This is a genomic window from Sulfitobacter sp. SK025, from assembly GCF_003352105.1.
GTDB lineage: Bacteria > Pseudomonadota > Alphaproteobacteria > Rhodobacterales > Rhodobacteraceae > Sulfitobacter > Sulfitobacter pontiacus.
In genome coordinates, this window is sequence record NZ_CP025808.1 from 2,459,742 (window position 1) to 2,485,487 (window position 25,746).

23 protein-coding genes are annotated in these 25,746 nt (G+C 61.0%); 6 read left to right on the forward strand and 17 right to left on the reverse strand.

All coding sequences use genetic code 11. From position 1 onward, the window contains the following. Window positions 1–57 precede the first annotated feature (57 nt). The 3 genes from glyS to C1J04_RS11925 all read right to left on the reverse strand — a co-directional run bounded on the left by glyS (window position 58) and on the right by C1J04_RS11925 (window position 3,733). Entirely contained in the window at window positions 58–2,178 is a 2,121-nt protein-coding gene (gene glyS / locus C1J04_RS11915; RefSeq protein WP_009824963.1) for a glycine--tRNA ligase subunit beta, read from the reverse strand. A 98-nt stretch (window positions 2,179–2,276) separates the two neighbouring features. After that, on the reverse strand, window positions 2,277–2,798 hold the full coding sequence (locus C1J04_RS11920; protein ID WP_009824964.1) for a DUF6446 family protein: 522 nt from the start codon (window positions 2,796–2,798) through the stop codon (window positions 2,277–2,279). Beyond that, entirely contained in the window at window positions 2,795–3,733 is a 939-nt protein-coding gene (locus tag C1J04_RS11925; protein ID WP_005854198.1) for a glycine--tRNA ligase subunit alpha, read from the reverse strand. The genes C1J04_RS11920 and C1J04_RS11925 overlap by 4 nt, the downstream gene beginning before the upstream one ends. A 157-nt stretch (window positions 3,734–3,890) precedes the next feature. Between C1J04_RS11925 and C1J04_RS11930 the strand changes: the two genes are divergently transcribed. Next, a complete protein-coding gene (locus C1J04_RS11930) occupies window positions 3,891–5,720 on the forward strand; it encodes a serine protease (RefSeq protein ID WP_009824965.1) in 1,830 nt (609 codons plus the stop codon). A 72-nt stretch (window positions 5,721–5,792) separates the two neighbouring features. Here C1J04_RS11930 and C1J04_RS11935 read toward each other — a convergent pair whose 3' ends face one another. From C1J04_RS11935 to ftsY, 8 genes are all read right to left on the reverse strand, one after another. Beyond that, window positions 5,793–7,340, reverse strand: coding sequence for a 5-guanidino-2-oxopentanoate decarboxylase (locus C1J04_RS11935; protein WP_009824966.1), 1,548 nt, complete (start codon window positions 7,338–7,340; stop codon window positions 5,793–5,795). Between the two features lie 44 nt (window positions 7,341–7,384). Then, a complete protein-coding gene (locus C1J04_RS11940) occupies window positions 7,385–8,833 on the reverse strand; it encodes a TrkH family potassium uptake protein (protein ID WP_037945061.1) in 1,449 nt (482 codons plus the stop codon). A 113-nt stretch (window positions 8,834–8,946) separates the two neighbouring features. Then, the gene (locus C1J04_RS11945) at window positions 8,947–9,183 is read right to left on the reverse strand and encodes a hypothetical protein (protein ID WP_005854202.1); all 237 of its coding nucleotides are present in this window, start codon (window positions 9,181–9,183) and stop codon (window positions 8,947–8,949) included. A gap of 227 nt (window positions 9,184–9,410) precedes the next feature. After that, the gene (gene folE2, locus C1J04_RS11950; protein ID WP_009824968.1) at window positions 9,411–10,499 is read right to left on the reverse strand and encodes a GTP cyclohydrolase FolE2; all 1,089 of its coding nucleotides are present in this window, start codon (window positions 10,497–10,499) and stop codon (window positions 9,411–9,413) included. 93 nt (window positions 10,500–10,592) lie between these two features. Beyond that, a complete protein-coding gene (locus tag C1J04_RS11955; RefSeq protein ID WP_009824969.1) occupies window positions 10,593–11,777 on the reverse strand; it encodes an aminotransferase class V-fold PLP-dependent enzyme in 1,185 nt (394 codons plus the stop codon). A gap of 263 nt (window positions 11,778–12,040) precedes the next feature. Beyond that, on the reverse strand, window positions 12,041–12,646 hold the full coding sequence (locus C1J04_RS11960; protein WP_005854205.1) for an inner membrane-spanning protein YciB: 606 nt from the start codon (window positions 12,644–12,646) through the stop codon (window positions 12,041–12,043). A 12-nt stretch (window positions 12,647–12,658) separates the two neighbouring features. Beyond that, window positions 12,659–13,561 (reverse strand): DMT family transporter, encoded by a 903-nt coding sequence (locus C1J04_RS11965; protein WP_009824970.1) that lies wholly within the window; start codon window positions 13,559–13,561, stop codon window positions 12,659–12,661. A 22-nt stretch (window positions 13,562–13,583) separates the two neighbouring features. Next, complete coding sequence (gene ftsY, locus C1J04_RS11970; RefSeq protein WP_037953788.1) at window positions 13,584–14,780, reverse strand: signal recognition particle-docking protein FtsY; 1,197 nt, start codon at window positions 14,778–14,780, stop codon at window positions 13,584–13,586. A gap of 111 nt (window positions 14,781–14,891) precedes the next feature. On the opposite strand from ftsY, the gene C1J04_RS11975 reads away from it, so the two are divergent. After that, entirely contained in the window at window positions 14,892–15,776 is an 885-nt protein-coding gene (locus C1J04_RS11975; protein ID WP_037953790.1) for a lytic transglycosylase domain-containing protein, read from the forward strand. Between the two features lie 30 nt (window positions 15,777–15,806). On the opposite strand, the gene C1J04_RS11980 is transcribed toward C1J04_RS11975, so the two are convergent. Next, a complete protein-coding gene (locus C1J04_RS11980; RefSeq protein WP_009824973.1) occupies window positions 15,807–17,519 on the reverse strand; it encodes an NAD(P)H-dependent oxidoreductase subunit E in 1,713 nt (570 codons plus the stop codon). Between the two features lie 170 nt (window positions 17,520–17,689). Here C1J04_RS11980 and C1J04_RS11985 point away from each other — a divergent pair, with 170 nt between their 5' ends. Continuing rightward, on the forward strand, window positions 17,690–18,703 hold the full coding sequence (locus C1J04_RS11985) for an alkane 1-monooxygenase (RefSeq protein ID WP_009824974.1): 1,014 nt from the start codon (window positions 17,690–17,692) through the stop codon (window positions 18,701–18,703). Between the two features lie 32 nt (window positions 18,704–18,735). Further along, window positions 18,736–19,131: a hypothetical protein gene (locus C1J04_RS11990; protein WP_009824975.1), complete on the forward strand. Its 396-nt coding sequence runs from the start codon at window positions 18,736–18,738 to the stop codon at window positions 19,129–19,131. 3 nt (window positions 19,132–19,134) lie between these two features. On the opposite strand, the gene xseA is transcribed toward C1J04_RS11990, so the two are convergent. Continuing rightward, window positions 19,135–20,610 (reverse strand): exodeoxyribonuclease VII large subunit, encoded by a 1,476-nt coding sequence (gene xseA, locus C1J04_RS11995; protein ID WP_037953793.1) that lies wholly within the window; start codon window positions 20,608–20,610, stop codon window positions 19,135–19,137. 84 nt (window positions 20,611–20,694) lie between these two features. Between xseA and purD the strand changes: the two genes are divergently transcribed. After that, on the forward strand, window positions 20,695–21,960 hold the full coding sequence (gene purD / locus C1J04_RS12000; protein WP_009824977.1) for a phosphoribosylamine--glycine ligase: 1,266 nt from the start codon (window positions 20,695–20,697) through the stop codon (window positions 21,958–21,960). Between the two features lie 177 nt (window positions 21,961–22,137). On the opposite strand, the gene C1J04_RS12005 is transcribed toward purD, so the two are convergent. Both C1J04_RS12005 and C1J04_RS12010 read right to left on the reverse strand, forming a co-directional pair. After that, window positions 22,138–22,779 (reverse strand): FG-GAP repeat domain-containing protein, encoded by a 642-nt coding sequence (locus C1J04_RS12005; RefSeq protein WP_009824978.1) that lies wholly within the window; start codon window positions 22,777–22,779, stop codon window positions 22,138–22,140. 20 nt (window positions 22,780–22,799) lie between these two features. Then, the gene (locus C1J04_RS12010) at window positions 22,800–23,123 is read right to left on the reverse strand and encodes a 2Fe-2S iron-sulfur cluster-binding protein (protein WP_005854231.1); all 324 of its coding nucleotides are present in this window, start codon (window positions 23,121–23,123) and stop codon (window positions 22,800–22,802) included. A 372-nt stretch (window positions 23,124–23,495) separates the two neighbouring features. Between C1J04_RS12010 and C1J04_RS12015 the strand changes: the two genes are divergently transcribed. Then, window positions 23,496–23,876 carry a peptidoglycan-binding domain-containing protein gene (locus C1J04_RS12015; protein WP_009824979.1) on the forward strand — a complete coding sequence of 127 codons (381 nt, stop codon included), beginning with the start codon at window positions 23,496–23,498 and terminating at the stop codon, window positions 23,874–23,876. Here C1J04_RS12015 and C1J04_RS12020 read toward each other — a convergent pair. Both C1J04_RS12020 and C1J04_RS12025 read right to left on the reverse strand, forming a co-directional pair. Next, window positions 23,873–24,631 (reverse strand): ABC transporter ATP-binding protein, encoded by a 759-nt coding sequence (locus C1J04_RS12020; protein WP_009824980.1) that lies wholly within the window; start codon window positions 24,629–24,631, stop codon window positions 23,873–23,875. The genes C1J04_RS12015 and C1J04_RS12020 overlap by 4 nt on opposite strands. Next, window positions 24,628–25,620, reverse strand: coding sequence for a FecCD family ABC transporter permease (locus tag C1J04_RS12025; protein ID WP_009824981.1), 993 nt, complete (start codon window positions 25,618–25,620; stop codon window positions 24,628–24,630). The genes C1J04_RS12020 and C1J04_RS12025 overlap by 4 nt, the downstream gene beginning before the upstream one ends. Window positions 25,621–25,746: the final 126 nt, after the last annotated feature.

Genomic DNA, 25,746 nt, shown 5'->3' on the forward strand with positions numbered 1-25,746 from the left:
CTTTCGCCGTGGTGTGGCAAGGCGTGATCGCCTTGCCCACGTGACGGGTCTGCTGCGTTACCCGTCGATTTTGGTCAGATCCGCGACCGAGCTACAGATCGTGCGGATACGGCTGAGCAGGTTCAACCGGTTGCGCCGGACCGTCGCATTGTCCGCGTTCACCTGCACCGCATCAAAGAACGCATCAATCGGGCCGCGCAAGGACGCCATCGCGGACATGGCTGTGCCGAAATCCTGTGCCTCCATCGCCGGTTTGATCTGCGCCTCTGCGGTATCAAGGGCGGCAAACAACGCGCGCTCTTCTTCGGTCTCGGCGAACTTGATATCCGCGCCAAAGGAGTATTCCACCCCATCCGCGTCCTCGGCCTGGCTCAGGATATTGTTGGCGCGCTTGAACCCCTGAATCAGGTTTTCCCCGTCGTCGGTTTTCAGCGTCTCACTCAGCGCCTTGGCGCGTTTGACCAGCAGGGTCAGGTCGTCGTTGCCTTCCGTCGCACCAGCAGGTGCGCCATCAGAAGAACTGATGCAAGCGTCGATGATGTCATGACGGACGCCTTGGTCCTTAAGGTACACCTTCAGGCGGTCGTGGAGGAAGGAGAGGAGGTTTTCTGCCGTCTCTTCGGCGCTTCCAGCAGCCGGTGCAGGGGCTTGAGACAAATGCTCAAGGATGGTGTCACGCAGTTTCAGCGACACATCATTCTCAACCAAAATCCGAATAACGCCCAAGGCCGCGCGACGCAGAGCAAACGGGTCTTTGCTTCCGGTCGGTTTTTCGTCGATCGCCCAGAAGCCGGTCAGCTTGTCGATTTTCTCTGCCAGCGCCACGGCGATGGACACGGGCGCGGTTGGCACGTCGTCGGATGGCCCCAGCGGCGCATAGTGGTCTTGGGCGGCGGCGGCGATGGCCTCGGACTTGCCGGCGGCTTTGGCATAGTAGCTGCCCATAAGCCCCTGAAGTTCTGGGAATTCATAGACCATTTCAGACGATAGATCGGCCTTGGCGAAACGTGCGGCGGCGCGGGCCTCTTCCGCGTCGGCCCCGACCGTCGGGGCGAGCTCACCAGCCAGTGCTTCCATGCGCGAGATCAGCTCTGCCTGCGTGCCCAGCTTGTTGTGGAAGGTCACGTTGGACAGACGGTCCACCCAAGTCTGCATCCCGGCCTCTGATTGTGCGATGCGCAGATCGTTTTCCCAGAAGAATTTAGCGTCCGACAGACGCGCAGAGAGCACTTTTTCATTGCCCGCCAGAATGGTCGCGCCATCGTCGGCGGTGGTGCGGTTGGCGACGGTGACAAAGCGTTCGATGCGGCCCGACTTGGGGTTGCGCACGGAAAAGAACTTCTGGTGCTCTTTCATCGAGGTTTGCAGCACCTCGGGCGGCAGACCAAGGAAATCATCGCCAATCTGCCCCATCAGCACGACGGGATATTCCACCAGCCCTGCGACCTCGGCCAGCAGGCCCGCATCCTCGACCACCTCAAGCCCGTTGGCAAAAGCCATATTGGTCGCGTCGTTCCAGATCGTATCGCGCCGCTCTGCCGGGTCGAGCACGACAAAGGCGCGTTTCAGCTTGGCGCTGTAATCGTCAAAGCTGCTGACGGTGATTGTATCGGGGGCCAGAAAGCGGTGCCCGCGCGTGGTGTCGCCCGCAGTGATCCCGTCGATGGTCAAGGGCACGGTCTGCGCGCCATCCTCGGCCGACAGGATACACAGGATCGAATGCAACGGGCGCACCCATCGCAAGCTGCCACTGCCCCACCGCATGGATTTGGGCCATGGGAAATTGCGAATGGTGGTTTCCAGCACGTCTGCCACGATCTCGGCTGCGGGGCGGCCCGGCTTGTTGATCATGGCAAACAGGATCTTGCCCTTGGGGGTGTCGCGTTCTTCCAGCTGGTCGCGGGTCAGGCCTGCGCCACGCAGGAACCCTTCGATGGCTTTTTCCGGCGCGTCGGCCTTGGGGCCTTTGCGTTCCTCGACCAGCGACGGGCTGGCGTCCAGCATCCCCTCGATCGTCAGGGTCAGACGACGCGGCGTCGAAAAGGCCGCGGCAGAGGCATAGGTCAGCCCCGCATCCACCAGACCGTTCGTCACCAGTTTCTTTAGATCATCCGCCGCGCGCGCTTGCATGCGGGCGGGAATTTCTTCCGAGAAAAGCTCTATCAGGAGGTCGGGCATGGGTTCGTACCTTTCGGGGCCGCGTGTCGCTTGGGTGCGGTTAAATATGTGTCGCGCAAACAGCGCTTATGTCAAAGGGCCGGTCGATCCGGGTCGGATCAGTCGGCGGGGCGTTCCGGGCAAGCTTCGCCCACCACGGTGCCATCATAGGCTTTGTCGCCACAATCGTTCAGCTCGTGCCAGACATAGCCGCGCCCGTCCGAAGTGATCGCAACGATACGGTCAACGCCGAAATGCACGTTCTTCTGCCCCAGAAAGGTCAGCGCCGTGCCTGCCTCGATCTCTTCTGCGATGGCCTTGGCGTCGAAACAGTCGAACCAGCCCGGTGCATTGCGCGGCGTGACCTCGTCGCTGACGACATAGGTTTCGGACAGCAGGGCGAGGCTAAGCGAGGTGTCGAAACATGCGCGGTAGCGAATGGGCGAGCTGTCGGCGTCGATGGCGCGGAAATTGTCGGTCAGGATCGGCTCGGACGCATTGCTGGAGATCGACACCAGCGAGACGCCCTCATCCGGTGCCGGTGCCTCGTGATAATAGCCGTAGACCTGTAGATAATAAAGCGCGAGACCCGCAATGGCTGCTGCAACCAAGATGACGCCTCCTACAATTTTACCGTTCATGCCGCGTTTTCCGACCAACCGCCGGCCCGTGTCTGAACAAAGGCGTCAGCGCAGGCTTTGGCAAGGGTGCGCACCCGCCCGATATAGGCCTGACGCTCTGTCACCGAGATGACACCGCGGGCGTCCAGAAGGTTGAAGATGTGGCTCGCCTTGATGCATTGGTCATAGGCGGGGTGCGCCATCACGATGCGCTTGCCGGTCTTGGGGTCCACGGCATCTTGCGCAAGGATCGCCTTGCACTCGTTCTCGGCCTCGACAAAGTGGTCCAGCAGCACGTCGGTATTGGCGACATCAAAGTTCCAGCGGGCGTATTCTTCCTCGGTCTGTTTGAATACGTCACCATAGGTCAGCGGGATCGGCGCGTCGGGGCTGTTAAAGGGCATGTCCATCACGTGATCGACGCCCAGAACATACATCGCCAAACGCTCGAGCCCGTAGGTCAGCTCTCCCGATACAGGGTGGCAATCATGGCCGCCGACCTGCTGGAAATAGGTGAACTGCGACACTTCCATGCCGTCACACCAGACTTCCCAGCCCAGTCCCCATGCGCCCAAAGTGGGGCTTTCCCAATCATCCTCGACAAAGCGGATGTCATGCAGCGCCATATCGATCCCGATCGCCTCAAGCGATCCGAGGTAGAGCTCTTGCAGGTTGGGCGGGCTGGGTTTGATCAGTGCCTGAAACTGGTAGTAATGCTGCAAACGGTTGGGGTTTTCCCCATAGCGCCCGTCGGTCGGGCGGCGCGAGGGCTGCACATAGGCGGCGGCCCAAGGGTTGGTGCCAAGCGCGCGCAGGGTCGTGGCCGGGTGGAACGTACCCGCACCGACTTCCATGTCGTAGGGCTGCAGGACCGCACAGCCCTGACGTGCCCAATAGGACTGTAGGGCGAGGATGATTTCCTGAAATGAACGGGGGCGCTGGACCGGGTCGGACATAAGATTTTGCCTTTGCTGCTGCGCGCCTTTCCTAAGGTGCTGTTGCGGTAGGGTCAATTGGCAGCTTTGTGATGATTTGCGCTGTCTCAAGCATGGTATTTTGCATAGGTTCCTGCTTATCTATTGCAAGTTTAAATCCTTGAGAGCACCCATACCTATGACGCGACTGTTTGCGGCCCTGATCGCCGCCTTGTTTATTGCCCCGTTTGCCTTTGCACAGTCTGCCGATGATGTGGTTTGGATACAGGTCGAAGCCCAGCCCAATCTGGCCGCGGCGACCGATCGCGCACGTGCCTATAGCGCCAATCTTGAGGATGTGAACGGCTTTGCCTTGGGCGGCAGCTGGTATGGAATCGCGGTCGGCCCCTATCGCCGTGATGACGCAGAGCTGCTGTTGCGCCGCTACCGCCGCGACGGGGTGATTCCGCGCGACAGCTTTATCCAGCTTTCTGAACGGTTCCAGCAGCAGTTCTGGCCCGTGGGCGCGAACGTCCTGAACATTCCGCTGATCGCACCGGTTGATCCCGCAACCCCGACCGAGGCGCAGACCGACGACGAGATTACGCAAACCACCCTGCCCCCCGCCAGCGCAGCGCTGGAGCAAGAGAACACCGCCACCGCAGAGGCAGAAACCACGCAAGTGCCCGTGCTGCCCGAACCACCACGTGACGAAACCCTGGCCGAAGCGCGCGCCAGCGAACGGGAGCTTGACCGCGAGGCGCGCGAACAGCTGCAGGTCGCGCTGAAGTGGGCGGGGTTTTACAATGCCTCTATCGACGGTGCCTTCGGGCGGGGTACGCGGGGGTCTATGGCCGATTGGCAAGGGGCCAACGGCTATGACGCCACCGGCGTGCTGACAACGCTGCAACGCGCCGCCCTTCTGAAACAATATAACGCCGTGCTCGAAGGTCTGGGCCTGCAGGTCGTGCGCAACGCCGACGCGGGGATCGAGATGGTGATGCCGACCAAGATCGTGGGGTTTGACCGGTTCGAGCCCCCCTTCGCTCATTACAATGGCACCGGCGACATCGACGCGCGGGTTCTGCTGATCAGTCAGGCGGGCGATCAGGATACGCTTTTCGGTCTATATGACATCATGCAGACTCTTGAAATCGTCCCCGAAGAAGGCCCGCGCGAGCGGAAGTCCGACAGTTTCGAGCTGATCGGCGAGAACGGCCGCATCGTCAGCCAGACGCAGGTGTCGCTGCAGAGTGGCGAGATCAAGGGCTTCACCCTCATCTGGCCCGCCGGGGACGAAGACCGCCGCCGCCGCGTGATTGCCGAGATGACAAAATCCTTTACCCGCCTGCCCGGTACGCTGGATGCCGCAGCGGGGGGTGGCGACCGTCAGGCTGTCGATCTGGTGTCGGGTTTGCAAATCCGGTCGCCGAAAATCTCGCGCTCGGGCTTCTTCATTGACGGGCGCGGTACTGTCGCGACCACATCCGAGGCGGTGCAAAGCTGTGGTCGTCTGACGCTGGACGACGAGACAGAGCTTGATGTGGTTGTTGATGATGCGGCCAGCGGGATCAGCCTGCTGAAACCCCGCGCAGCACTTTCGCCATTGGATGTGGCGGCGTTCAACACCGTGCCCCCCCGTTTGCAATCCGAAATCGCGGTTGCGGGCTTCCCCTATGAAGGCGTGCTCGGATCGGCGACGGTGACCTATGGCACGCTCGCCGATGTGCGTGGGCTGCAAGGCGAAGAGAACATCGCCCGCCTCGCGCTAGAAGCCCGCAGCGGTGACGCGGGTGGCCCGATTCTGGATCGTGACGGGCGGGTCTTGGGCATGTTGCTGCCCCGTGCCAATGGCGCACGCGAATTGCCCGAAGATGTCGCCTTTGCGGTTGAATCCAAGGTCATCGCAGAGCTTGCGCAAAAGGCCGGTGTCACCGTTGATACCACGGCCAGCAGCACCACGATCAAGCCGCAGGACCTGCGTGAAAAAGCCAAGGGCATGACCGTACTGGTCAGCTGTTGGGAATAAATAAAACCCCGATCCCCCGTTTAACGGGGGATCGGGGTTAGTCGTTTGAACCGCCTCGGGCCGCGCCCTTGATCAGACTGCGGTCTGGGGCGTCAGATAGATCAACGTCGGGCGGTCGGCCTTGAAGGCTTGCGCCAGGACCTCTGGCAATTCCTCCAGCGATTTCGGTGCCGCGGCATAGGCTCCATAGGCTTCGGCCAGTTTGCAAAAATCGGGATTATGAGCGATGACCGCATTTGGCGCGATCTGCGCGCGGGTCATGCTGTCTTCGATTTCGCCCAGTTTGCCATTGTCCCACAGGATGATCGGCAGGGGCAGCCCCAGCTCTACCGCAGCCCCCAGTTCCTGCACCGTGTACTGAAAGCCATAATCCCCGATGATCGCCATGGTCGGCAGCCCGGGGCGGCCAATGGCCCCACCAATCGCAGCAGGTGTTGCGTAGCCAAGCGTGCCGAACCCGTAGGGATGATGCCAATACCCGGGGCGGTCCATCTCCCAGACCTCGGTTGCGGCATAGGCGAATTGGGTCATGTCCGAGTAGATCATCGCGCCTTCGGGCGTCGCAGCCTTCACCGCCTCCACCACGGCAAGGATGCCCGGACGCTCCATATCCACTTCTGACCGCCAGCGTTTGCGCCAGCCTGCCACCTCGGCCGCATTCCAACCCGCTGCTGTGCGTTCGTCCGGCAAGGCAGCGTCAAGCGCGGCCATTACCTGTACCGCATCACCAAGGATGGCAAAGGGTGCCGCTTGCGGGTCCGCCAGAACCGACGGATCAATATCAACGCGCACCAGCTCGCCTGAATGGCCCAGATGATCGCGCCAGAGGTCCACCTCTGCCAGCTCGGTCCCGACGGAGATCACAAGATCCGCCTGCGCGATCACATCCACGCTGCTTTCCCGCGCGAGATAGGCCCCGAAATGCAGCGGCGCTCCGGGCGAGACGATGCCGCGTCCGGCATAGGTCGTCAGGCTCGCCGCCTGCCAGCGGGCCAGCAGGGCGTCAACGTTTTGAACGCCAACGGCACCGCCGCCAAAGATGAACAGCGGCTTTTGCGCTGCGGCCAGCTTTTCCGCCAGAAGGTCGATCTGCGCAGAAGGCACCGCCGGCAAGGTCGCGCTGACGGCAAGGGCGTGCGCGGGGGCGGCCTCCGCCTCTAGCAGGTGAATGGGAACAGAAATATGCTTGGACCGCGGGCGGCTGGTGGCAAATTCGGCCAGTGCACGGTCAATCAACTGGTAGGCCGCCGGTGCCGTCAGCGCCATTTCGGACCAATCGCACACGGTTTCCGCCGCCGCGCGCTGATCGTTCATCTGGTGCAGCTGCCCCTTCCGCGCCGCCGTTTCATCCAGACAGGAGGACAACACCAGCACCGGCACGGAATCGCTGTAGGCCTGCCCCATTGGCGTCATCACATTGCACAGCCCCGGACCGGTGATCACATAGGCGACCCCCGGCTTGCCTGTGGCCCGGGCATAGCCATCTGCCATAAAGCCCGCCCCCTGTTCGTGCCGCGCCAGCACATGGGTCAGCCCTGCTTCCTCGATCCCGCGGTACATCTCTTGGTTATGCACGCCGGGGATGCCAAAGATCACCTCTACCCCGCGAGACTTGAGCATATGAGAAATCTGTGCCCCCAAAGGACGGGTTTGTACTGCGCTCATTATGCTCTCCAGAATTTGAATGTCAGAATGACGTATACCGCCATAAGCTCCAGTCGCCCGACCAGCATCGCGGCGGTCAGGATCCATTTTGCTGTGTCGTTAAGGGTGCTGAAATTACCTGCCGGCCCGATGATCTTGCCCAAACCCGGCCCGATGTTCCCCAAGGCCGCCCCCGCCCCCGAGATCGAGGTCACGAAATCCAGCCCTGTCATGCTGAGCGCCACGGCCACCAGCCCTAGTGTCAGCGTGAAGAACATGAAAAACGACATGACCGAGATCATGACATCGCCGCTGATCGGGCGACCGTCATAGCGCGGGGTAAAGATGCCGTGGGGTGACCGGATTCGCTGCAACTGCGCACGGATGGATGCGAACAACAGCTGATAGCGGAAGATCTTGATCGAACAGGCGGTGGACCCCGCGCAGCCGCCAATCAGCCCCGTAAAGAAAAACAGCGCCACGGGAAACGGCCCCCAGGTCATATAATCGACCGAGGCAAAGCCCGTGCCCGAAATGATTGAAGTGATATTGAACAGCGCCTCGCGCAGGGATTGCTCCCAATGATGCGGAAAGACCGACTGAATAGAGATAAAGATCAGCCCCACCAGCACCGCAATCGTCAGCAAGAAACCCTTTACCTGCGGATCACGATGCAGGGCCAAAGGGTTGCCGTTCAGCAGCTGCACGTAGCGCACGAAAGGCAGCGCCGCGAGCACCATGAAGATCGACGCTGCATATTCCGCATTGCCGCTAAAGGTACCGAAAGAGGCGTCATAATTTGAAAACCCGCCCGTAGACACGGTGGTCAGCGCGTGGACCGTCGCGTCAAAGACGTTCATCCCCAAGGTCAGATAGGTCAGCGCGCAGGCGAAGGTCAGCCAGACATAAATGACCGAGATCTGGCTGGCGATCTGCCCGGCCCGCGGGAGGATTTTACCAAAGGTATCAAAGGCTTCCGACTTGAAGATCTGCATACCACCGACGCGCAGTTCGGGCAGGAACACCATCGCCACAACAATGATACCGATGCCGCCCAGCCACTGCAGGATCGCGCGCCACAACAACAGCCCCTTGGGTAGATCATCAAGCCCGGAAAACACCGTAGATCCGGTGGTGGTCATGCCCGACATGGCCTCGAACACCGCATCGACGAAACGCGCCTCTGTCGCGCCCAGCATGAACGGCAGCGCGCCGAAGAGCGGCAGCATCAGCCACACGGCCGTCGTCAACAAAAAGGTCTGCTGGATCGTCAGCCCTTCCCTGACCCCGTTGGCACAGGCCAGCGCGATCATGCTGCCCCCCAGCATGGTGATCAGCCCGGCCTCGACGAAGACGGGCCAATGGCCGCGCCCTTCGGCAATATCGACCAACATTGGCACAATCATCGCGATGCCAAGCACCGACACCAACAGGCCGATGACATATCCAACTGGGCGCAAATCCAACATCTGCGCAGCGTTGGCGCGGCGGCGCGCCGGTGTCAAGGACACGCCCTGCGGTAAAACGCAAAACGGCCCGGGCAAGACACACCCGGGCCGTCAATACTCAACCTGTAAACCGATCAGACGTAATATGTGTCGCGGAAAACATGGTGCACGATGTCATCACGCTTGATACCCATCGCGGCCAGCTCTTCGTCGGTCTTGGATTGCAGGAATGTCACCTGACGCATCCGGCCCGAATTCGCACCCGCTGCGATCAAACCGTTCCAGATGGCAGCAAAAAACCCGCCGATGACGGCGAAGGGGGCTTTGATGGTGGGGACGTTGCTTTGCGAAATTGTGCTGTTGTAAGCCATAATAAACTCTCGATTTATCTTGGCATTTCTGCCGGTTACCTTGTTCTGCCTCTTAATATAACGAAGCAATCCGCAATGAGAACCGACGTTTCTGCATAGCAGCATCCCGAAGATGCCGCATCGCAGCATGGCTTTGTGCATGTTTCAAGCAAGCACCACAAACCTCCGCGCAATAAATGCGCAGAATGAAAACATGTCAGAGTAACTGCCCTAAAACCGTGCGAACATCAGCCGACGTGAAACAGCGTGCTGAACAGTCTGGGATCGATGCTTTGAGCCGCAAAGGTATCGCCCTGCGTCAGAACAGAGATCGCATCATGACTGTGCAGGCTTTCTTGGTGGCTGGCCACAACGCGAAAATCACCCACCCGCGGTTCGGCTTGCAACTGCTCGCAGAACAACCGCGCCGCGTCTTCGACAAAGATCGGGTTAGCGGCGTTCAGCTCGGCAAACGCCTGTTCGTCCTCGCGTTTGACCATCACCTGCGTCTCTGTTGGCACCGCACGGCGCGCCGCGTCGATCAGGTCTTCGAACCACAGGCAGCTTTCCTCGCAGTTCACCTCGACCGAGATCCGCGCGACAGAGCGTTGCGAATGCGGCGTGGCGAGCTGCCCCCGTGTCGCACGGGCATGTTCGGACAGCTCCAGCGAACAGGGACAGGTAGAGGAATAGACGTAATCAAGGTGGATGATCTTCTTGCGCGCGCCTGCGGCCTCGACCAGCTCAAGCGCGATGTCGTAATACTGGTAGCCCGACAGGCCCGACCGCAGGCTATCGATCCGTACCGGAAAGGAAAACCGCATCTGGATGCGGGCATCATAGCTTTCGAGGTCGGACTTATAATCATCCAGCGCAGCTTCCATCACCTCGAAGCTGAACACCTCATCCGCATGTTTATAGAAACTGCGCATGATGCGGGACATGTTGATGCCCTTTTTATCCGCCTCAAGGCTGACCGATCCGGTGACCGATGTCTCGAGCGTCAGATCGCTGCCCTCGCGGGTGTGAAACCGCATGGGCAACCGAAAGTTCGATATCCCCACATGCTGGATCTGCTGTTTCGCACCACGGATCAGGCTCGACGGGCCGTTTTGCAGATCGGGCAGCGTGGCCTTGTAGTTATCTCCCACAGCAAAATCACTGGGGTAATCGCGGCTGAACTGCGGGTAGCTTTCGGCGCTTTGCAGCAGACGGGCCAGCGACGGGTCCAGCGTCTCCATCTCGGCGGCGCTGGCCTTGCGCGCCCAGGCCCGCAACGTATCAAGTGCCGCAACCGCGTCATCACGGTCTGGTATCACTGTCGCGGCGATATTCATAGCAAGGCCCTTTCGCAAGTTGCCCCCTATATAGGCGATATCGGGGGCTTTACCAATGCTCCGTCCAGCCAAGCAGGCAAAGCCCCCAAGTGATCACTTCAATGTGTCCAGCGCCTGACGGATGTCGGCAATCAGATCATCCACGTCTTCAAGCCCCGCAGACAAGCGCACAAGGCCGGGGCTGATCCCCAGCGTGGCTTTCTGGTCATCCGGCAAACGCTGGTGCGTGGTGGTCGCCGGATGGGTCGCGATGGATTTCGCATCGGCAAAGTTGTTCGAGATGGTGATAATCTCGAGCGCATTAAGGAATGCAAAACACGCGTCCTTGCCGCCCTTGACCTCTACCGCCAAGACAGTCCCCGCCGACGGCGCATGAGACGTGGCGAGCGCGTGCTGCGGATGGCTGGTGTGTGTGGGATAGCGCACAGCGCTCAGCTTGGGGTGCCCGTTCAGCGCATCTGCGATCTTATAGGCGGCATCCGCTTGGGCACGGACACGCAGGTCGATGGTTTCAAGCGCCTTGAGGTGGGTCCAGGCGGTAAACGGGTTCATCGCGCCGCCGGTGTGTTTCATATAGGCTTCGACGGGTCCGCGGATCAGCTCTTTGGGGCCGCAAATCGCGCCCCCCAGCATACGCCCCTGCCCGTCCACATGTTTCGTGGTCGAGATAATGGCGATATCCGCACCACATTCCTTGGCATAGGAAAATACCGGCGTCGCCATCGCGTCATCCGCTAGCACCAGCGCGCCGACGGCATGGGCCGCTTTCACCACATGGCGCATGTCAACGACTTCCAGGGTGGGGTTCGAAATGCTCTCGAAGAAGACCATGGTCGTGTCAGGGCGAATGGCAGCATCCCAGGCCGCGTTATCCGTGCCGTCGATCAAGGTCACCTCGACCCCGAAACGCGCCAGGATATCCTCCAGCACATACAGGCACGACCCGAAAAGCGCGCGCGCGGCGACCACATGATCGCCTGCTTTCAGCAGCGATGTCAGCGCGCCGCTGACCGCCGCCATACCAGAGGTACAGGCGAAACAATCCTCATACCCCAAAAGCCCCGAGATCCGGTCCTCGAACATGCGCACCGTGGGGTTGCCGTAGCGGGCATAGATAAACTCGTCATCCCCCAGCGACTGGAACCGCGCCTCGGCCTGTTCGGCGCTGTCATAGACAAAACCCTGTGTCAGGAACACGGCCTCGGACACTTCGTTATACTGGCTGCGGCGGGTGCCACTGTGAACAGCCTTGGTCCGCGGTTTCCAATCAACGCTCATTCTCTCATCCTTCCTGTCCCGCCGTGCAGCGGGCGTAAAAAAACCCCAGACGCGGTCAAGCGAAAGGGGGCTTTCATCCTGACCTTTTAGCGGAATTTGGCAGGTTTCTCTGCCCGTGGCCCGCAATCCGGTATCAAATCGCCACGTGTCATCTGCTACGCCCCTCGCCCGCTCGCGTCAACTATAACAGCAAGCCGCCTTCCAAATGGCCGTAAATCCCGGGGGTGCTGCCCCATACGGGGCAGCGGGGGCTGGCCCCCGTCCTAGCTTTCGTCTTTTTCCAAACCATAGGTCTGGAACAGCCGCCCTTGCGTCATGAAAAACACAAACACCGCCGCCGTCAGCCCGAATGTCTTGAAATACACCCAAGTCTCGGTGCTGGCAAAGCGCCAGATCAGCTCGTTCGCGAGCGCCAGACCGAAAAAGCACAGCATCAGCCGTTTGGTCAGGATCATCCAGCCGGCGTCATTCAGAGGCATCATCTCTTCCATCACGAACTTGAGATAGGATTGCCCCCGCGCCAGACCGATCGCCAGCAGCACTGCAAACAAAAGGTAGATGGCGGTCGGCTTCATTTTAAAGAACCTCTCGTCATTCAGCCAAACCGACAGGCCCCCGAACAGCGTTACCAGAATGACTGTGGCAACCTGCATGCGGCTGATCTTGCCCGTCAGCGCCCACAGCGCGCCCGTCGACAGGATCAACAGCGGCACAAAGGCCGCCGTCACCACGATAAAGCCGCTGTAGTCAGTGCCCCACAGGGTGAAGGTCTCGTCCTTGAAGCGCAGATAGGCGACAAAGAATATCAGCACCGGCCCGTATTCCAGCGCCGATTTGACGAAAGGGTTTATCTCGCGTGTCGTGCTCATCTTGCTCTCCAGTTATCCGCCCATTTCGACGATCACCGCGCCAAGCGCGATCAGCGCCATCAGGGCAATACGGCGCGGGCCTACGGTTTCTTTCAGCACCAACCATCCGATCAGCGCCGCAAACACGGTCGAGGTTTCACGCAGCACGGCGGCCTCGCCCACTTTGTCCAGTCGGGTCGCCAGCATGATCGAGCCAAAGCTGAAAAAGGCGACAAAACCACCCGCCACGCCGCGGGTCATCAACGGGCCAAGGTCGGGGCGATCCTCCATCCGCAGCCAGCGGCGCGCGGCAATCACGGGCATGACCAGCCCGTCGATCATGAAAAACCACGCCAGAAAGGTAAACGGGTTCTCCGTCGCGCGGATCCCATAGGCGTCGAACGTGGTATAAAGCGCCACGAAAAGCCCCGTCAGCACCGCCAGCCCGAGGGCCGCGTTCAGCGTATCGCGTTCGGACACGAGGTAGACAAAGTTATACAGCGCCAGCCCGAAGATGCCGGCCACCAGCACCGCAACGCCCAACCATTGCACGCCCGAAAAGCTCTCTCCAAAAATGAGGTAGGCACCGATCACGGTGAACAAGGGCCCCGTGCCGCGCACCACAGGGTAGACGACCGTATAGGCCCCCTTGGTGTAGGCCCAGGCCTGTAACAGCTTGTACACAATATGGATCGCCCAAGCCCCGGCAAAAATGACCCACATATGGGGCTCGGGCCACGGCACGACAAACAGTGCAAAGGGGGCTGCCATCAGGCAATAGGAAAAGTCGATCGCCCCGCGGGTCAACCACGGATCATGGCGCCCTTTCTGAAGCGCGCCAAAAACGGCGTGCAGAAAAGCCGCGGCCAGCGCAAGCCAAAGCGCCGCTTGGTGCCCCGCTGCGGTGCCTTCAATCTGGCTGATCCATTCGGTCATGTCGCCGAACCTTTATGCTGCGTCACTGCGGGTCCAGCCCCATCAAGGCATCCGCAAACTCCTGCGGGTCAAAGGGCTGCAGATCGTCGATCTGCTCGCCCACGCCGATGGCATGGATCGGCAGCCCGAACTTATCCGCAAGCGCCACCAGCACACCGCCCTTGGCCGTGCCATCCAGCTTGGTCATGACCAGACCGGAAACATCTGAAATTTCCTGAAAAACCTTCACTTGGTTGAGCGCATTCTGCCCTGTCGTCGCATCCAGCACCAACAGTGTGTTATGCGGCGCGCTTGGGTCTTTCTTGCGAATGACCCGCACGATCTTGGCCAGTTCTTCCATCAGGTCGCCGCGGTTCTGCAACCGTCCGGCCGTGTCAATCAGCAGCAGGTCAGCGCCGTCACGCTCCGCCTGTGTCATCGCGTCAAACGCAAGGCTCGCCGGGTCCGACCCCTGCCCTGCGGTCAATACCGGCACGTCGGCACGGTCGCCCCAGACCTGCAATTGTTCGACGGCGGCGGCGCGAAATGTGTCACCGGCGGCGATCACGACGTTCTTACCCGCGGCTTTAAACTGGCTGGCCAGCTTGCCGATTGTGGTCGTCTTGCCCGACCCGTTTACCCCCACCACAAGCACCACCTGCGGTGTCTTGGCATAGATCGGCAAGGGCTTGGCAATCGGGTCCATGATCCGCGCGACCTCTGTCGCCATGAGGCGCTTGATCTCGTCCACAGACAGACGCTTGCCAAAGCGCCCCTCGGCCATATTCGCGGTGACGCGCAGGGCCGTATCCACGCCCATATCGGTCGAGATCAGCAGCTCTTCGAGCTGTTCGAGCATCTCGTCATCCAGCACGCGCCGCACAACAGGTGCCGCGGCGCTGCGTCCCATCAAGCGGCCCATCAGACCGGGTTTGGCAGGTGCAGGCTCAGGGGTTGCGGGTGCCAGATCGGGAGCCACGGGGGTCATCGTCTCGCGCAGCGGCACGGGCGCGGGCGTATCCTCTTCATCCGCTGGCATCGGTGCGGGTTCATCATCCACCGCTTCGGGCAATGCTTGGGCCGCGGCCTGCGGCGCATCCATCACCTGATCGACAGGAACCTCATCCACCGTTTCAGGGGTATCCGTCGCCCCGCCATCTTCGACAATCGCCTCAAGCCCCTCGTCGATCTTGGACGAGGATTTGAACATTTTGGATTTCAGCTTTTGAAAAAAGGCCAAGCGCGCTCTCCGAATTGTCAGGCGTTTTCTATGATCTATAGGCTCGACCGGCGGGATGGAAGGGCGACAAGAGCAATTGACAGCAAGGGGCCCGTCGCGCACCAAGTCTGCATGCGGTTTTTATGGGTGCTCTGGGTGATACTGATGGCAGGGGCGGCGCAGGCCGAGCCGGACCGGCGCTACTGTTCCAGCACCAAATGGGGCCATGCCCACTGCATCCGCCCTGCGCATTTCGTGTATGACACGTGCAACGCGATCAAGGTCTTTTCCGAGCGGCACGGGCTGGATAGCGGGTTTTTCGCGCGGCTCATCTGGCAAGAAAGCCGGTTTGACCAAAACGCCTTGAGCCATGCCAATGCGCGCGGCATTGCGCAGTTTATCCCCTCCACTGCAGCGCTGCGCGGGCTGAAAGACCCGTATAATCCTGCTGACGCACTGGAACACTCTGCCCAGTATCTGGCTGAAATGACGCAGAAATACGGGAACGAAGGACTGGCTGCGATCGGCTACAATGGCGGCGAACGACGTGCAGAGGGGTTTCTGATCGGCAAAGGGCTCGCCCCCGAGACGGTCGCCTATGTCCCCATCATCACAGGTCTGGACGCCGAACAATGGCGCGATGCCCCGCCCAAGACGCCCGATTTCCGGCTATCAAAAACGCAAGCTTTCCTGCCCGCCTGCTACGAGATGGCGCGCAATCGCCGGGTGACCGCCCTAAAGGTGACACCCCCTGCCCCGGTGATCAAACCCTGGGGGGTTCAGGTATCCTTCGGGACCAGCAAGGACCGCGCGCGGGATAAAGCCAATGCCCAGACAGCAAGCTGTCGCAGCGCGGTAAAAGGGCGGCGTCTGGATTTCCTGTTCAAGAAAAACCGCGTGTCGCGCCGCAAGGGATTCTACTTTGGGCAATACGGCAGCAACACCCGCACCGACGCCCAGCGCCTGTGCGACAGGATGCGCGCGACCGGGTGCACCTGCTTGGTCGTGCAGAACTAATTCCCACTTTGAAGAGACGTCTATCCCGTTCTAAACCTCGTCCGCGAAGTGTTTGATCACCAGGCGGATCGGGTTCGGCGCTGCCTGCCCCAACCCGCAGATAGAGGCATCGACCATAGCGGTCGATAGTTCTTCCAGCAGTGGTTTATCCCAGCGGTCCGCCTGCATCAGCTTGACGGCTTTTTCGCAGCCCACGCGACAGGGGGTGCATTGCCCGCAGCTTTCATCCTCAAAAAAACGCAGCATATTCAACGCTGCGGCCTTGGCGCTGTCTTGGTCCGACAGCACCACCACAGCTGCAGAGCCGATGAAAGACCCGTGCGGCTGCAATGTATCAAAGTCCAGCGGTATATCATCCATCGCGGCGGGCAGCAGCCCCGAGGATGGCCCACCCGGTTGATAGGCTTTGAACCGGTGCCCGTTGGCCATGCCACCCGCAGCCTCGATGACATCGGTGATCGTGGATCCCGCAGGCAGTTCATACATCCCGGGTTTGGCAACGCGCCCTGATACCGAATAGCTGCGCAGGCCCTTACGCCCGTTCTTTTCCGTGCTGTTCAGCACCTCGGGCCCTTCGCGGCAGATGCGCGCCACCCAATGCAGGGTTTCAACGTTATGCACCAAGGTGGGCCGACCAAAGATACCCACCTGCGCCACATAGGGGGGACGGTGCCGTGGCAACCCACGCTTACCCTCGATGCTTTCAATCATCGCGGATTCTTCACCGCAGATATAAGCCCCCGCACCGCGCCGCAGATCAATGTATCCTGCGGGAACAATGCCTGCAGCCTCGAGCGCCGCAATCTCTGTCCGAAGGAGCGCGAGCACCTGCGGGTATTCGTCCCGCATGTAGAGGAACACTTTCTCTGCCTCTACGGCCCATGCGGCGATCAGCATCCCCTCCAGGAAAAGATGTGGTACGCGTTCCAGGTACCAGCGATCCTTGAAGGTGCCGGGCTCCCCCTCATCGCCGTTGACCGCCATATAGCGCGGGCCCGCATTATCCCGCACGAACCCCCATTTCTTGCCCGACGGGAAACCAGCGCCGCCAAGACCGCGCAAACCAGCGTCGAGCAGGTTTTGCTGCACGTCCTCCCAATCGCCGTCACGGCGCAGTTTCTTGAGCGCCTCATACCCCCCGCCAGCGACATAGGCGTCGAACGCTTCATAGTCGGGCATATGCACATGGGTATCGCCTGCCGCGATGACCTGCTTCACCTGTTCCAAGGTTGCGTGGTCGACAAAGTTATGCCCGATCTCAAGCGCCGGTGCCGTATCACAACGCCCCATACAAGGCGCACGCACGACACGCACCTCTGACGCGTCCAACCCATCTTCCAGTGCGGTTTTCAACGCCTGCGCACCGGCCAATTCGCAGGACAGAGAATCGCAAATCCGTATGGTCAGCGCGGGCGGTGGTGTTTCCCCCTCTTTCACCACGTTAAAATGGGCATAGAACGTTGCGACTTCGTAAACTTCGGCCATGCTCATGCGCATTTCTTCAGCCAAAGCGCGCAGGTGCGCCGCAGAAAGATGCCCGAATTTATCTTGAATAAGATGCAAATGCTCAATCAGCAGATCGGCGCGTCGCGGTTTATCCGCCAATAGGGCGCGCACGTCATCCCACGCGTCCTCTTGCAGCTGGCGACCCTTGGTATGGCTGCGCCCCTTACCCTTGCCGGATTTCCACACACCTTTGCGCGGTGCGTTTGCATCTGGGGTATCATGATTATCCAACGCCATCGGGCTGCCCTCTCTTATCGCTTGTGCATCACGCTATCAAAGCCGCATCAGCTTGCGCAGAGTAAAAGCGACCAATCCGAAGCAGTTTACGCGGTAGCTGCGGCGACCTAGGCCCTTTTTCGCGCGCCATTTCGCGTATAAGAAACACGCATCCCCAGCGGAGCCGCCCTATGTTCTGGTACAGCATCGCCAGCCTGACCCCAGCGATATTTCTGTTTCTCGCCTGTCTGCGCGGCGGCCCCTGGCCCGTGATCGCGCTGCTGTCGATCACTGTGGTCGTGTTTTTCCTTGATAGGCTATCTCGCCGGCTGCCAGTGCGAAACACTTCGGGTCGCGTTCTAAGCCTGACGCTAGCCGTTGTGCATTTCGCGCTTTTACCCCTTGGGGTCTGGGCGCTAGGCGCAAGCGACACGTTGAACGTGACCGACAAGCTGTTGATTTATATCGGGCTTGGTTTGTTTCTTGGCCAGATCTCGAATTCCAACGCGCATGAGCTGATCCATGCCGCATTGAAATGGCCCCGACGGATCGGCACCGCGATTTATTGCAGCCTTTTGCACGGGCATCACGTGTCGGCTCACCTGCGCGTGCATCACATCTACGTCGCAACGGAGCATGATCCGAATTCGGCCAGATTGGGCGAAGGCTTCTATACCTATGCCCTACGCGCCCTAAAAGGCGAGTTTATGGCCGGGCTGCGCGCTGATACGCGGCAGCGGCGTGGGAAACGGCACCTCTTGTCGCACCCATATATCACCTATGTCACCGGTGCGTTGATCAGCCTCGCCGCCAGCTTTGCAGTGGCCGGAGCGCGCGGGGTCGTTGCGATGCTGGCGCTGGCGGCCTATGCGCAAATACAGCTGTTGCTGTCCGACTATGTGCAACACTATGGCCTGCGCCGCAAAACATCCGAAAATGGCAAGCCCGAGCCCGTGGGCCCGCAGCATAGTTGGAATGCGCCTGCGTGGTATTCCTCGGCGATGATGCTGAATGCGCCGCGCCATTCGGACCATCACATGCACCCCTCGCGCGCCTTTCCGGCGCTGGAGCTGACACCGGGCACCATGCCGATGCTGCCGCGGTCCCTGCCGGTGATGGCAGTGCTGGCGCTGGTCCCACCACTGTGGCACCGGGTGATGGACCGCCGTGTTGCGCGTTGGCAGCCGGTTCGCGATCAAGACTAGATCACGCCTCGGGTTTCTGGCACGCTGCGGCTATGAAACAGCTTGCCCTGATCCTCGCCCTGACACAGGCCTCCCCTCTGGCCGCGCAATCCATGATGTCCGCGGCAGAATTTGACGCCTATACACGGGGCAAAACCCTATTCTACGCCCAAAACGGAGAGACCTACGGTGCGGAGCGGTATCTGAGCGACCGGCGCGTCGAATGGTCCTTTCTGGACGGTGAATGCAAGTCAGGCAGCTGGTACGAAGATGCGGGCAAGATTTGCTTTACCTATGACGAGAACCCGACACCCCAGTGTTGGCGCTTTCGTGAAGGGGCGGCCGGGTTGATCGCGCAGTTCGAAAACGACCCGACGACCACCGAGCTTTACGAGGCGCAAAACAGCGGTCAGGATTTCACCTGCCTCGGCCCGAAGGTAGGGGTCTAAGACCTAGAAGAGACTGCCTTGTTCGGGCGCTTTCTTAGGGGTCTTTTTAGGGGCCGCCCCGCCGCTGATCTTCATCTTGCCGTCGATAAATTCAATCTCGAGCGCCGAGGCATCCAGCGCCGCCTGCTTGGTTGTCACCACGCCCCCGTCGCCGCGCACCACGGCGTAGCCCCGTGCCAGCGTCGATTTATAGCTCAGCATCTCATGCAGACGATCAAGACCTGCAATCTGTTTGTGCCAGCCTTGGGTCTGCCGTTGCCCGGCATCTGAAAGGCGCCGCGCAAGCGATTGAAAGGCTTCCTCTTTCCGCTTGCGGTCCTGCACTAACGCGTCGGGGCGGAAGCGATCGGCCAAGGCGGCCAGCCTGCGTTGCTCTGCCTGAAGGCTGCGGCGCAGGGTGGCAGGGCGCAACGCGCCAGAGATGTCAGAGAGATGCACCTTGCGTTTTTGCACACCCGCGGTCAGCGCCGGACCCAGACGGGCGCCGCGCATATCAAGCCGCTGGCGCGGACCATCAAGCAGGCTGTCGGGCCGAGGCAAAGCGCGCGCCATGTCGCGCAACCGCTGGTCACGGCGCGCAAGGCCCTGGCTGAGCGCTTGGGTCATCCGTGCCTCCTGCCCATCAAGCAGGGCTACGAGTTCATGGCGCACAGGCACCGCAAGCTCGGCTGCCGCCGTCGGCGTGGGCGCGCGCTTGTCAGAGACATAGTCGATCAGCGTGGTATCGGTTTCATGCCCCACCGCCGAAATCAGCGGAATCTCGGATGCTGCGGCTGCCCGAGCGACGATCTCTTCGTTGAACCCCCATAGATCCTCGACCGAACCGCCGCCCCGCGCCACAATCAACAGATCAGGCCGCGGCAAGGCCCCGCCGGGGGTCAGCGCGTTGAAGCCCGCAATGGCGCGCGCGACTTCTGGTGCGCATTTCGCCCCCTGCACGGCGACGGGCCAGATCAGCACCTTGCGCGGAAACCGGTCGCGCAGACGATGCAGGATATCGCGGATCACCGCCCCCGAGGGCGAAGTCACGACGCCGATCACCTCTGGCAGGTAGGGCAGCGGGCGTTTGCGTTCAGGGGCGAACAGCCCCTCGGCCGCCAGCACTGCCTTGCGTTTTTCCAGCAACGCCATCAGCGCGCCCATGCCCGCGGGTTTGATATCCTCGATCACGATCTGGTATTTCGATTGCCCGCCAAAGGTGGTGATGCGCCCGGTGGCAATCACCTCCATCCCCTCTTCGGGTTGGGTTTCAAGCCGTGCTGACACCCCTTTCCAGATCACACCGGAAATAACCGAACTGTCGTCCTTGAGGTCCAGATAGATATGCCCCGACCGTGGCCGGCTGACACGCCCCACCTCGCCGCGAATCCGCACATGGCCGAATTCGCCCTCGATCACCCGTTTGATCGCGCCCGAAAGCTCGGTCACGGTGAATTCGGGGCTGTTCTGCCCCTCGCGCGGGTCGTCGATCAGATCCATCAGCGGTGTCTTTTCCTGTTTATCTTGTGTCGGGCTCAGTCCCAGCTTAGAACGCGCAGCAACCAAGGCCAAGGGAGTGCAACCATGAACATCCTCATTCTGGGCAGCGGCGGGCGTGAACACAGCCTGGCCTGGGCCGTATTGCAAAATCCTAAATGCGACAAGCTGATCGTGGCACCGGGCAATGCCGGAATCGCCGCCATCGCGGATTGCGCTAGTTTCGACATCAACGACGGGGCGGCGGTGGTCGGTTTTGTCGACGAAAACAACATCGATTTCGTCATCATCGGGCCAGAAGCCCCCCTTGCCGCAGGCGTTGGCGATGATTTGCGCGCTGCCGGCGTATTGGTGTTTGGCCCGTCAAAAGCGGCCGCGGCGCTGGAAGCCTCCAAAGCCTTTACGAAAGAGATCTGCGACGCCGCAAACGCCCCCACTGCCGCCTATGGGCATTTCACCGACGCAGAGGCTGCGCGGGCCTATCTGGCCGACCACCCTGCCCCGATCGTGATCAAGGCCGACGGCCTTGCAGCGGGCAAAGGCGTGATCATCGCCGAAACCGATACCCAGGCGCTGGCCGCCGTCGATACGATGTTCGACGGCACCTTCGGCGACGCGGGCGCAGAGGTGGTAATCGAGGAGTTTATGGACGGCGAAGAAGCGTCCTTCTTTGTTTTGTGTGACGGCGACACCGTGCTGCCGATCGGCACAGCCCAAGACCACAAACGCGTCGGCGACGGCGATACCGGCCCCAACACCGGCGGCATGGGGGCCTATTCGCCCGCGCCGGTGCTGACCGACGAGATCGCCGAACGTGCGTTGGCAGAAATCATCCGCCCGACGATGGCCGAAATGGCCAAGCGCGGCACGCCTTACCAAGGGGTGCTTTATGCCGGTTTGATGATCAAGGACGGTGCCCCCCGTTTGGTCGAATACAACGCCCGCTTTGGCGACCCTGAGTGTCAGGTCCTGATGATGCGTCTTGGCGCGCAGGCTTTTGACCTGATGCATGCCGCCGCCGAAGGGCGCCTGAACGAGGCCCGCGTGAACTGGGCCGACGATCACGCTGTCACCATCGTTATGGCCGCGCAAGGCTACCCCGGAAGCTATGACAAGGGCAGCGTTATCAAAGGGTTGAATGCCCTCCCCGAAGACAGCCGCAACATGGTGTTCCATGCGGGCACCGCCAAGAAAGACGGGGCGATAACGGCCATCGGCGGGCGGGTTCTGAACGTCACGGCGCGCGGCGACACCCTGGCCGAGGCACAGGCACGCGCCTATGAGATGGTCGAGGCGATTGACTGGCCGGGCGGGTTCTACCGCCGCGATATCGGCTGGCGTGCGCTGTCCTGAGGGCGCGGCCTGCTGGTCTGACGCGATGAACCGGGGGCTCGCCCCCGGACCCCCAGGATTTTAACCATTTGGAAGCAGGTCTGTGCTTAGTTTGGACTGAGCGTACACGCTTGGGCGGCGGCGGTATTGCTGGCGGTGAAGGGCACGTCGAAGCTTCGCGGGCTTAGTGTTTTACCGTCAAGCTGAAGGGCCACCATTTGCGATGGCGCACTGCGCTGCCACGGCATCTGCGCAAGGATCAATTTCGGGGTGTGGGCCGCATGTGCGGATACCCCCCGCGATTTCCGGATCACCGATGCGGTGATTGGTGAACCCCTCTGCCGTAGCAATGACGGTGAGGCCGCTGTTATCGTAAGCGAGCAGCTGCACCGAACCGGACAGATGCGGGGTGACGACGATCGCGATCTCGAGCCGCCCATTGCCGGTGAAGTCCGCAGCACCAATCGGGGCAAGCCAGCGGTTTTTCCGCCCGATAAATGGCGTCTGCGCGATGCGCCCGGACGCGCCATAGACCGCAAGCCGCGCACCTTTGGACTGATGGCTTTCAACCGCGATCACTTCGGGTCGGCCATCACCATCCAGATCCGCAATCCGAGGCGATGTGTCTTCGAATACAAGGGCTTGGGGCAAGATTATGCGGCGGCTGGTGCCGTCAGCCAACCCCAGCGTCAGGCTGCCCCATTCGACCGCATCGCCCAATACGCCGTGATCATAGCGTGTGGTCGGATCACCAAAGCTGGCGCGGGCGATGCCTTGGGCAGAAGCGGGCAGCGCATTGATCACGCATGCCGCAACGATCGGCAAAAGGCGCGACGACATATGTCGCGCTAGCCGTCGCATCAGATTTGCTTTTCGGGCATTTTCACGCGCAGGCCGTCCAGCGCATCTGTGACCTTGATCTGGCAGGTCAGACGGGACGTGGCGGGATCGGGCTCGAACGCGAAGTCGAGCATATCTTCTTCCATGTCGTCCTTGGCGGGCACTTTTTCGACCCAGTCGGGATCCACATAGACGTGGCAGGTGGAGCAGGCGCAGGCACCGCCGCAGTCGGCCTCGATCCCGGGGATGTTATTGTCACGGGCCCCTTCCATGACGGTCAGGCCATTGGCCACATCGACGACATGTTCGGTGCCATTGTGTTCTACATAAGTGATCTTGGCCATCTGAATGCCCCTTCGAATTTAGAATTTCGACATATGTAAACAGCAGCCCGCGGCTTCGCCAGCCCCTTTTCACGGCTCATGCAAGGCGATGGCATTATTCACATCCCTATGGGCCTATCATCTAGGCATTGCTGCGAAAAGCCGCTAGCCTGCGACGGACCCTTTGACCCGCAAGGCCCGGCTGTGCAGTATTTCTCCCGATCACATTTAGTTCAATTTGCCTGCGTATTCACGGTTCTCGTCTCGCTAGGAGCGTGTAACGCCCCCTCCCAAGACGCAGAGGTACCCGAGCCTGGCGTTCGCGAGGCGACAACCAAGGGCCCGGCAGGGGCTGCACCGGGCAGCTGTTGGGGCCGGACCGTATCACCTGCAGTGATCGAAACGGTGACGGAGCAGGTACAGGTGCAGCCGGCGCAGATTAGCTCTACCGGCGAGATCCAGTCGCTGCCGATCTACCGCACGGAAACACGGCAAAAGATCGTCTCTCCCCGTGTGGACAACTGGTTCGAGACGCCCTGCACCAGCGCACTTACGCCCGACGTGATCGCAACGCTGCAACGTGCGTTAGAGGCGCGAGGGTTCTATGGCGGGGCCATTAATTCGGAGCTCGACGACGCGACACGGCGGGCAATGCGGGCGTATCAGATCAGCACTGGCGGGCCCGACAGCCCCGTTCTTGCACTGGCCACGGCGCGATCATTGGGTGTCATCGCCGTGGACATCCCCGGCGTTTCTCAAGACAGCAGCGGTTAAGAAACGACCTCAAGCGGTTGAAAAACAAACCCTTTGTCGGTGACTTTACTGAACGCAGTAATGCCAAAGACGGCTTTGACAATCTCTGTCGTCAGCGCCACCTGTGGCACGTCGTCTGCGACAACTGCTCCGTTGTGCAACACGATCAACCGTGTGCAATGCCGCGCTGCCAATCCCAGATCATGAAGCGAGACGAGCACCCCACGCCCTTGGCCCGCTGCTTTGGAAAAGCTTTCCATCGCGGCGATTTGATGGGCGGGGTCTAGCCCGGCGGTGGGCTCGTCTGCGATCAGCAAGGGTGCCTCTTGCGCGAGGCTACGGGCGATCAGCACGCGCGCCTGCTCCCCCCCCGATAGCTGCGTGGCGGGACGATTGCGGAAGGTGTCCAAACCCATCTGCGCAATGGCACGATCTACGGCAGCCTGATCTTCTGCCTGTATTTTCTGCCCGCCCCGTAGATGGGGTGTGCGGCCCAGTCGAATGATCGTTTCAACCGTGACCGGCCATGCAATCTCGCGCGATTGGGGCATCCACGCGGCGGCACGCCCGCGCATGCGCGGGGCAAGTGCGGCGATTGAACTTTGGCCATCAGCGGGGATCAGACCCAGGGCCGCGCGCATCAAGGTGGTCTTGCCGGCACCATTCGGCCCGACCAGGCCTACGACCTCTCCTTCACGTAAGGTCAGGTTGATGTCGGATAAAACGGTTTTCCGCCCCCGATGAACTGAGAGGTTTTGCAGTGATAGCAGGGTCATAGCCCTTCCCTCCGCGTGCGATAGATCAGGTGGAGAAACAGCGGCGCGCCGACCAATGCCGTCACAACCCCAAGCTTGAGATCACGGTTGGGCACCACAAGGCGCACAAGGATATCCGACGCGAGGATCATCGCCGCGCCGCCAAGTGTCGCGGCCCATAGCAGCGCCCCCGGTCGCGCGCCAACAAAGCCACGTAGCAGGTGCGGCATGACCAGCCCCACAAACCCGATCGCCCCCGCCACGGCGGTAGAGGCACCAACGACCGCCGCCGTACCGATAATGACCGTGAGGCGAATCCGGAATAGGTTGATCCCCATCGCCTCTGCCGCGTCTTCGCCCAAGGTCAGCGCGTCAAGCCCGCGCCCGAGGGTCGCCAACAGGACACCGCCCCCAAGCAGAAAGGGCATCGCGATCCAGACATGGGTCATGGACCTGTCCGCCAGAGAGCCCATCATCCAGAATACGATCTCATTCGCCGCATAGGGGTTCGGCGACAGGTTCAGCACCAGCGAGGTCAATGCCGCAGCGAAGGCCGATATTGCGATACCAGCGAGGATCAGCGCTAGTGACGTGCCTCGAGGGCCTGCCAATAGCAGCACTAGCAGCACCCCTAGCAGGGCACCGCCAAGCGCCATGGCGGGGAGCGCGAGCGCTGCAAGCGCGGCCAATCCGGTCTGTATCGCCAGCACAGCCCCCAACGCCGCAGAGCCCGATACCCCGATCAGCCCCGGATCCGCCAACGGGTTGCGCAGATAGCCCTGCATCGCAGCCCCGGAAAGCCCCAAAGCACCGCCGATCATCACGCCCAATAGCGCACGCGGGAGCCGTATCTCGCGCATGACGGTGGCCAGCGGGCCGCCCTGCCCGGTGACCAACGCGTTCAAACTGTCGCCCACGGATGCGCTGGACGGGCCAATCAACAGCGACCCTATAAATAGCACGCACACAAGGCTGCCGAGACCAAGCGCCAGGACCGCTGACCGCCCCATCAGCAAGCGCCCCGGGCACTTAGGCACTTCATTTGCCCCGCTGCATAGGGCGCAACACTTAACATTGGGTGAATGGATATGCTCATCGTTCCGCTCATAATTTCTTCGCGACCCTCCTAGTTTCAT

Bases quoted from the DNA above. Each gene is read 5' to 3' on its own strand.
- C1J04_RS11955 (WP_009824969.1), bottom strand. From the start codon at position 11,777: ATGAGCGTTGATTGGAAACCGCGGACCAAGGCTGTTCACAGTGGCACC.
- C1J04_RS11930 (WP_009824965.1), top strand. From the start codon at position 3,891: ATGACGCGACTGTTTGCGGCCCTGATCGCCGCCTTGTTTATTGCCCCG.
- purD (WP_009824977.1), top strand. From the start codon at position 20,695: ATGAACATCCTCATTCTGGGCAGCGGCGGGCGTGAACACAGCCTGGCC.
- C1J04_RS12020 (WP_009824980.1), bottom strand. From the start codon at position 24,631: ATGACCCTGCTATCACTGCAAAACCTCTCAGTTCATCGGGGGCGGAAA.
- C1J04_RS11975 (WP_037953790.1), top strand. From the start codon at position 14,892: ATGCGGTTTTTATGGGTGCTCTGGGTGATACTGATGGCAGGGGCGGCG.
- glyS (WP_009824963.1), bottom strand. From the start codon at position 2,178: ATGCCCGACCTCCTGATAGAGCTTTTCTCGGAAGAAATTCCCGCCCGC.
- folE2 (WP_009824968.1), bottom strand. From the start codon at position 10,499: ATGAATATCGCCGCGACAGTGATACCAGACCGTGATGACGCGGTTGCG.
- C1J04_RS11985 (WP_009824974.1), top strand. From the start codon at position 17,690: ATGTTCTGGTACAGCATCGCCAGCCTGACCCCAGCGATATTTCTGTTT.
- C1J04_RS11965 (WP_009824970.1), bottom strand. From the start codon at position 13,561: ATGACCGAATGGATCAGCCAGATTGAAGGCACCGCAGCGGGGCACCAA.
- C1J04_RS11920 (WP_009824964.1), bottom strand. From the start codon at position 2,798: ATGAACGGTAAAATTGTAGGAGGCGTCATCTTGGTTGCAGCAGCCATT.
- C1J04_RS11935 (WP_009824966.1), bottom strand. From the start codon at position 7,340: ATGCTCAAGTCTCGCGGGGTAGAGGTGATCTTTGGCATCCCCGGCGTG.
- C1J04_RS11940 (WP_037945061.1), bottom strand. From the start codon at position 8,833: ATGTTGGATTTGCGCCCAGTTGGATATGTCATCGGCCTGTTGGTGTCG.
- C1J04_RS12010 (WP_005854231.1), bottom strand. From the start codon at position 23,123: ATGGCCAAGATCACTTATGTAGAACACAATGGCACCGAACATGTCGTC.
- C1J04_RS11990 (WP_009824975.1), top strand. From the start codon at position 18,736: ATGAAACAGCTTGCCCTGATCCTCGCCCTGACACAGGCCTCCCCTCTG.
- xseA (WP_037953793.1), bottom strand. From the start codon at position 20,610: ATGGATCTGATCGACGACCCGCGCGAGGGGCAGAACAGCCCCGAATTC.
- C1J04_RS11945 (WP_005854202.1), bottom strand. From the start codon at position 9,183: ATGGCTTACAACAGCACAATTTCGCAAAGCAACGTCCCCACCATCAAA.
- C1J04_RS11980 (WP_009824973.1), bottom strand. From the start codon at position 17,519: ATGGCGTTGGATAATCATGATACCCCAGATGCAAACGCACCGCGCAAA.
- C1J04_RS11960 (WP_005854205.1), bottom strand. From the start codon at position 12,646: ATGAGCACGACACGCGAGATAAACCCTTTCGTCAAATCGGCGCTGGAA.
- C1J04_RS11925 (WP_005854198.1), bottom strand. From the start codon at position 3,733: ATGTCCGACCCGGTCCAGCGCCCCCGTTCATTTCAGGAAATCATCCTC.
- C1J04_RS12025 (WP_009824981.1), bottom strand. From the start codon at position 25,620: ATGGGGCGGTCAGCGGTCCTGGCGCTTGGTCTCGGCAGCCTTGTGTGC.
- C1J04_RS12005 (WP_009824978.1), bottom strand. From the start codon at position 22,779: ATGTCGTCGCGCCTTTTGCCGATCGTTGCGGCATGCGTGATCAATGCG.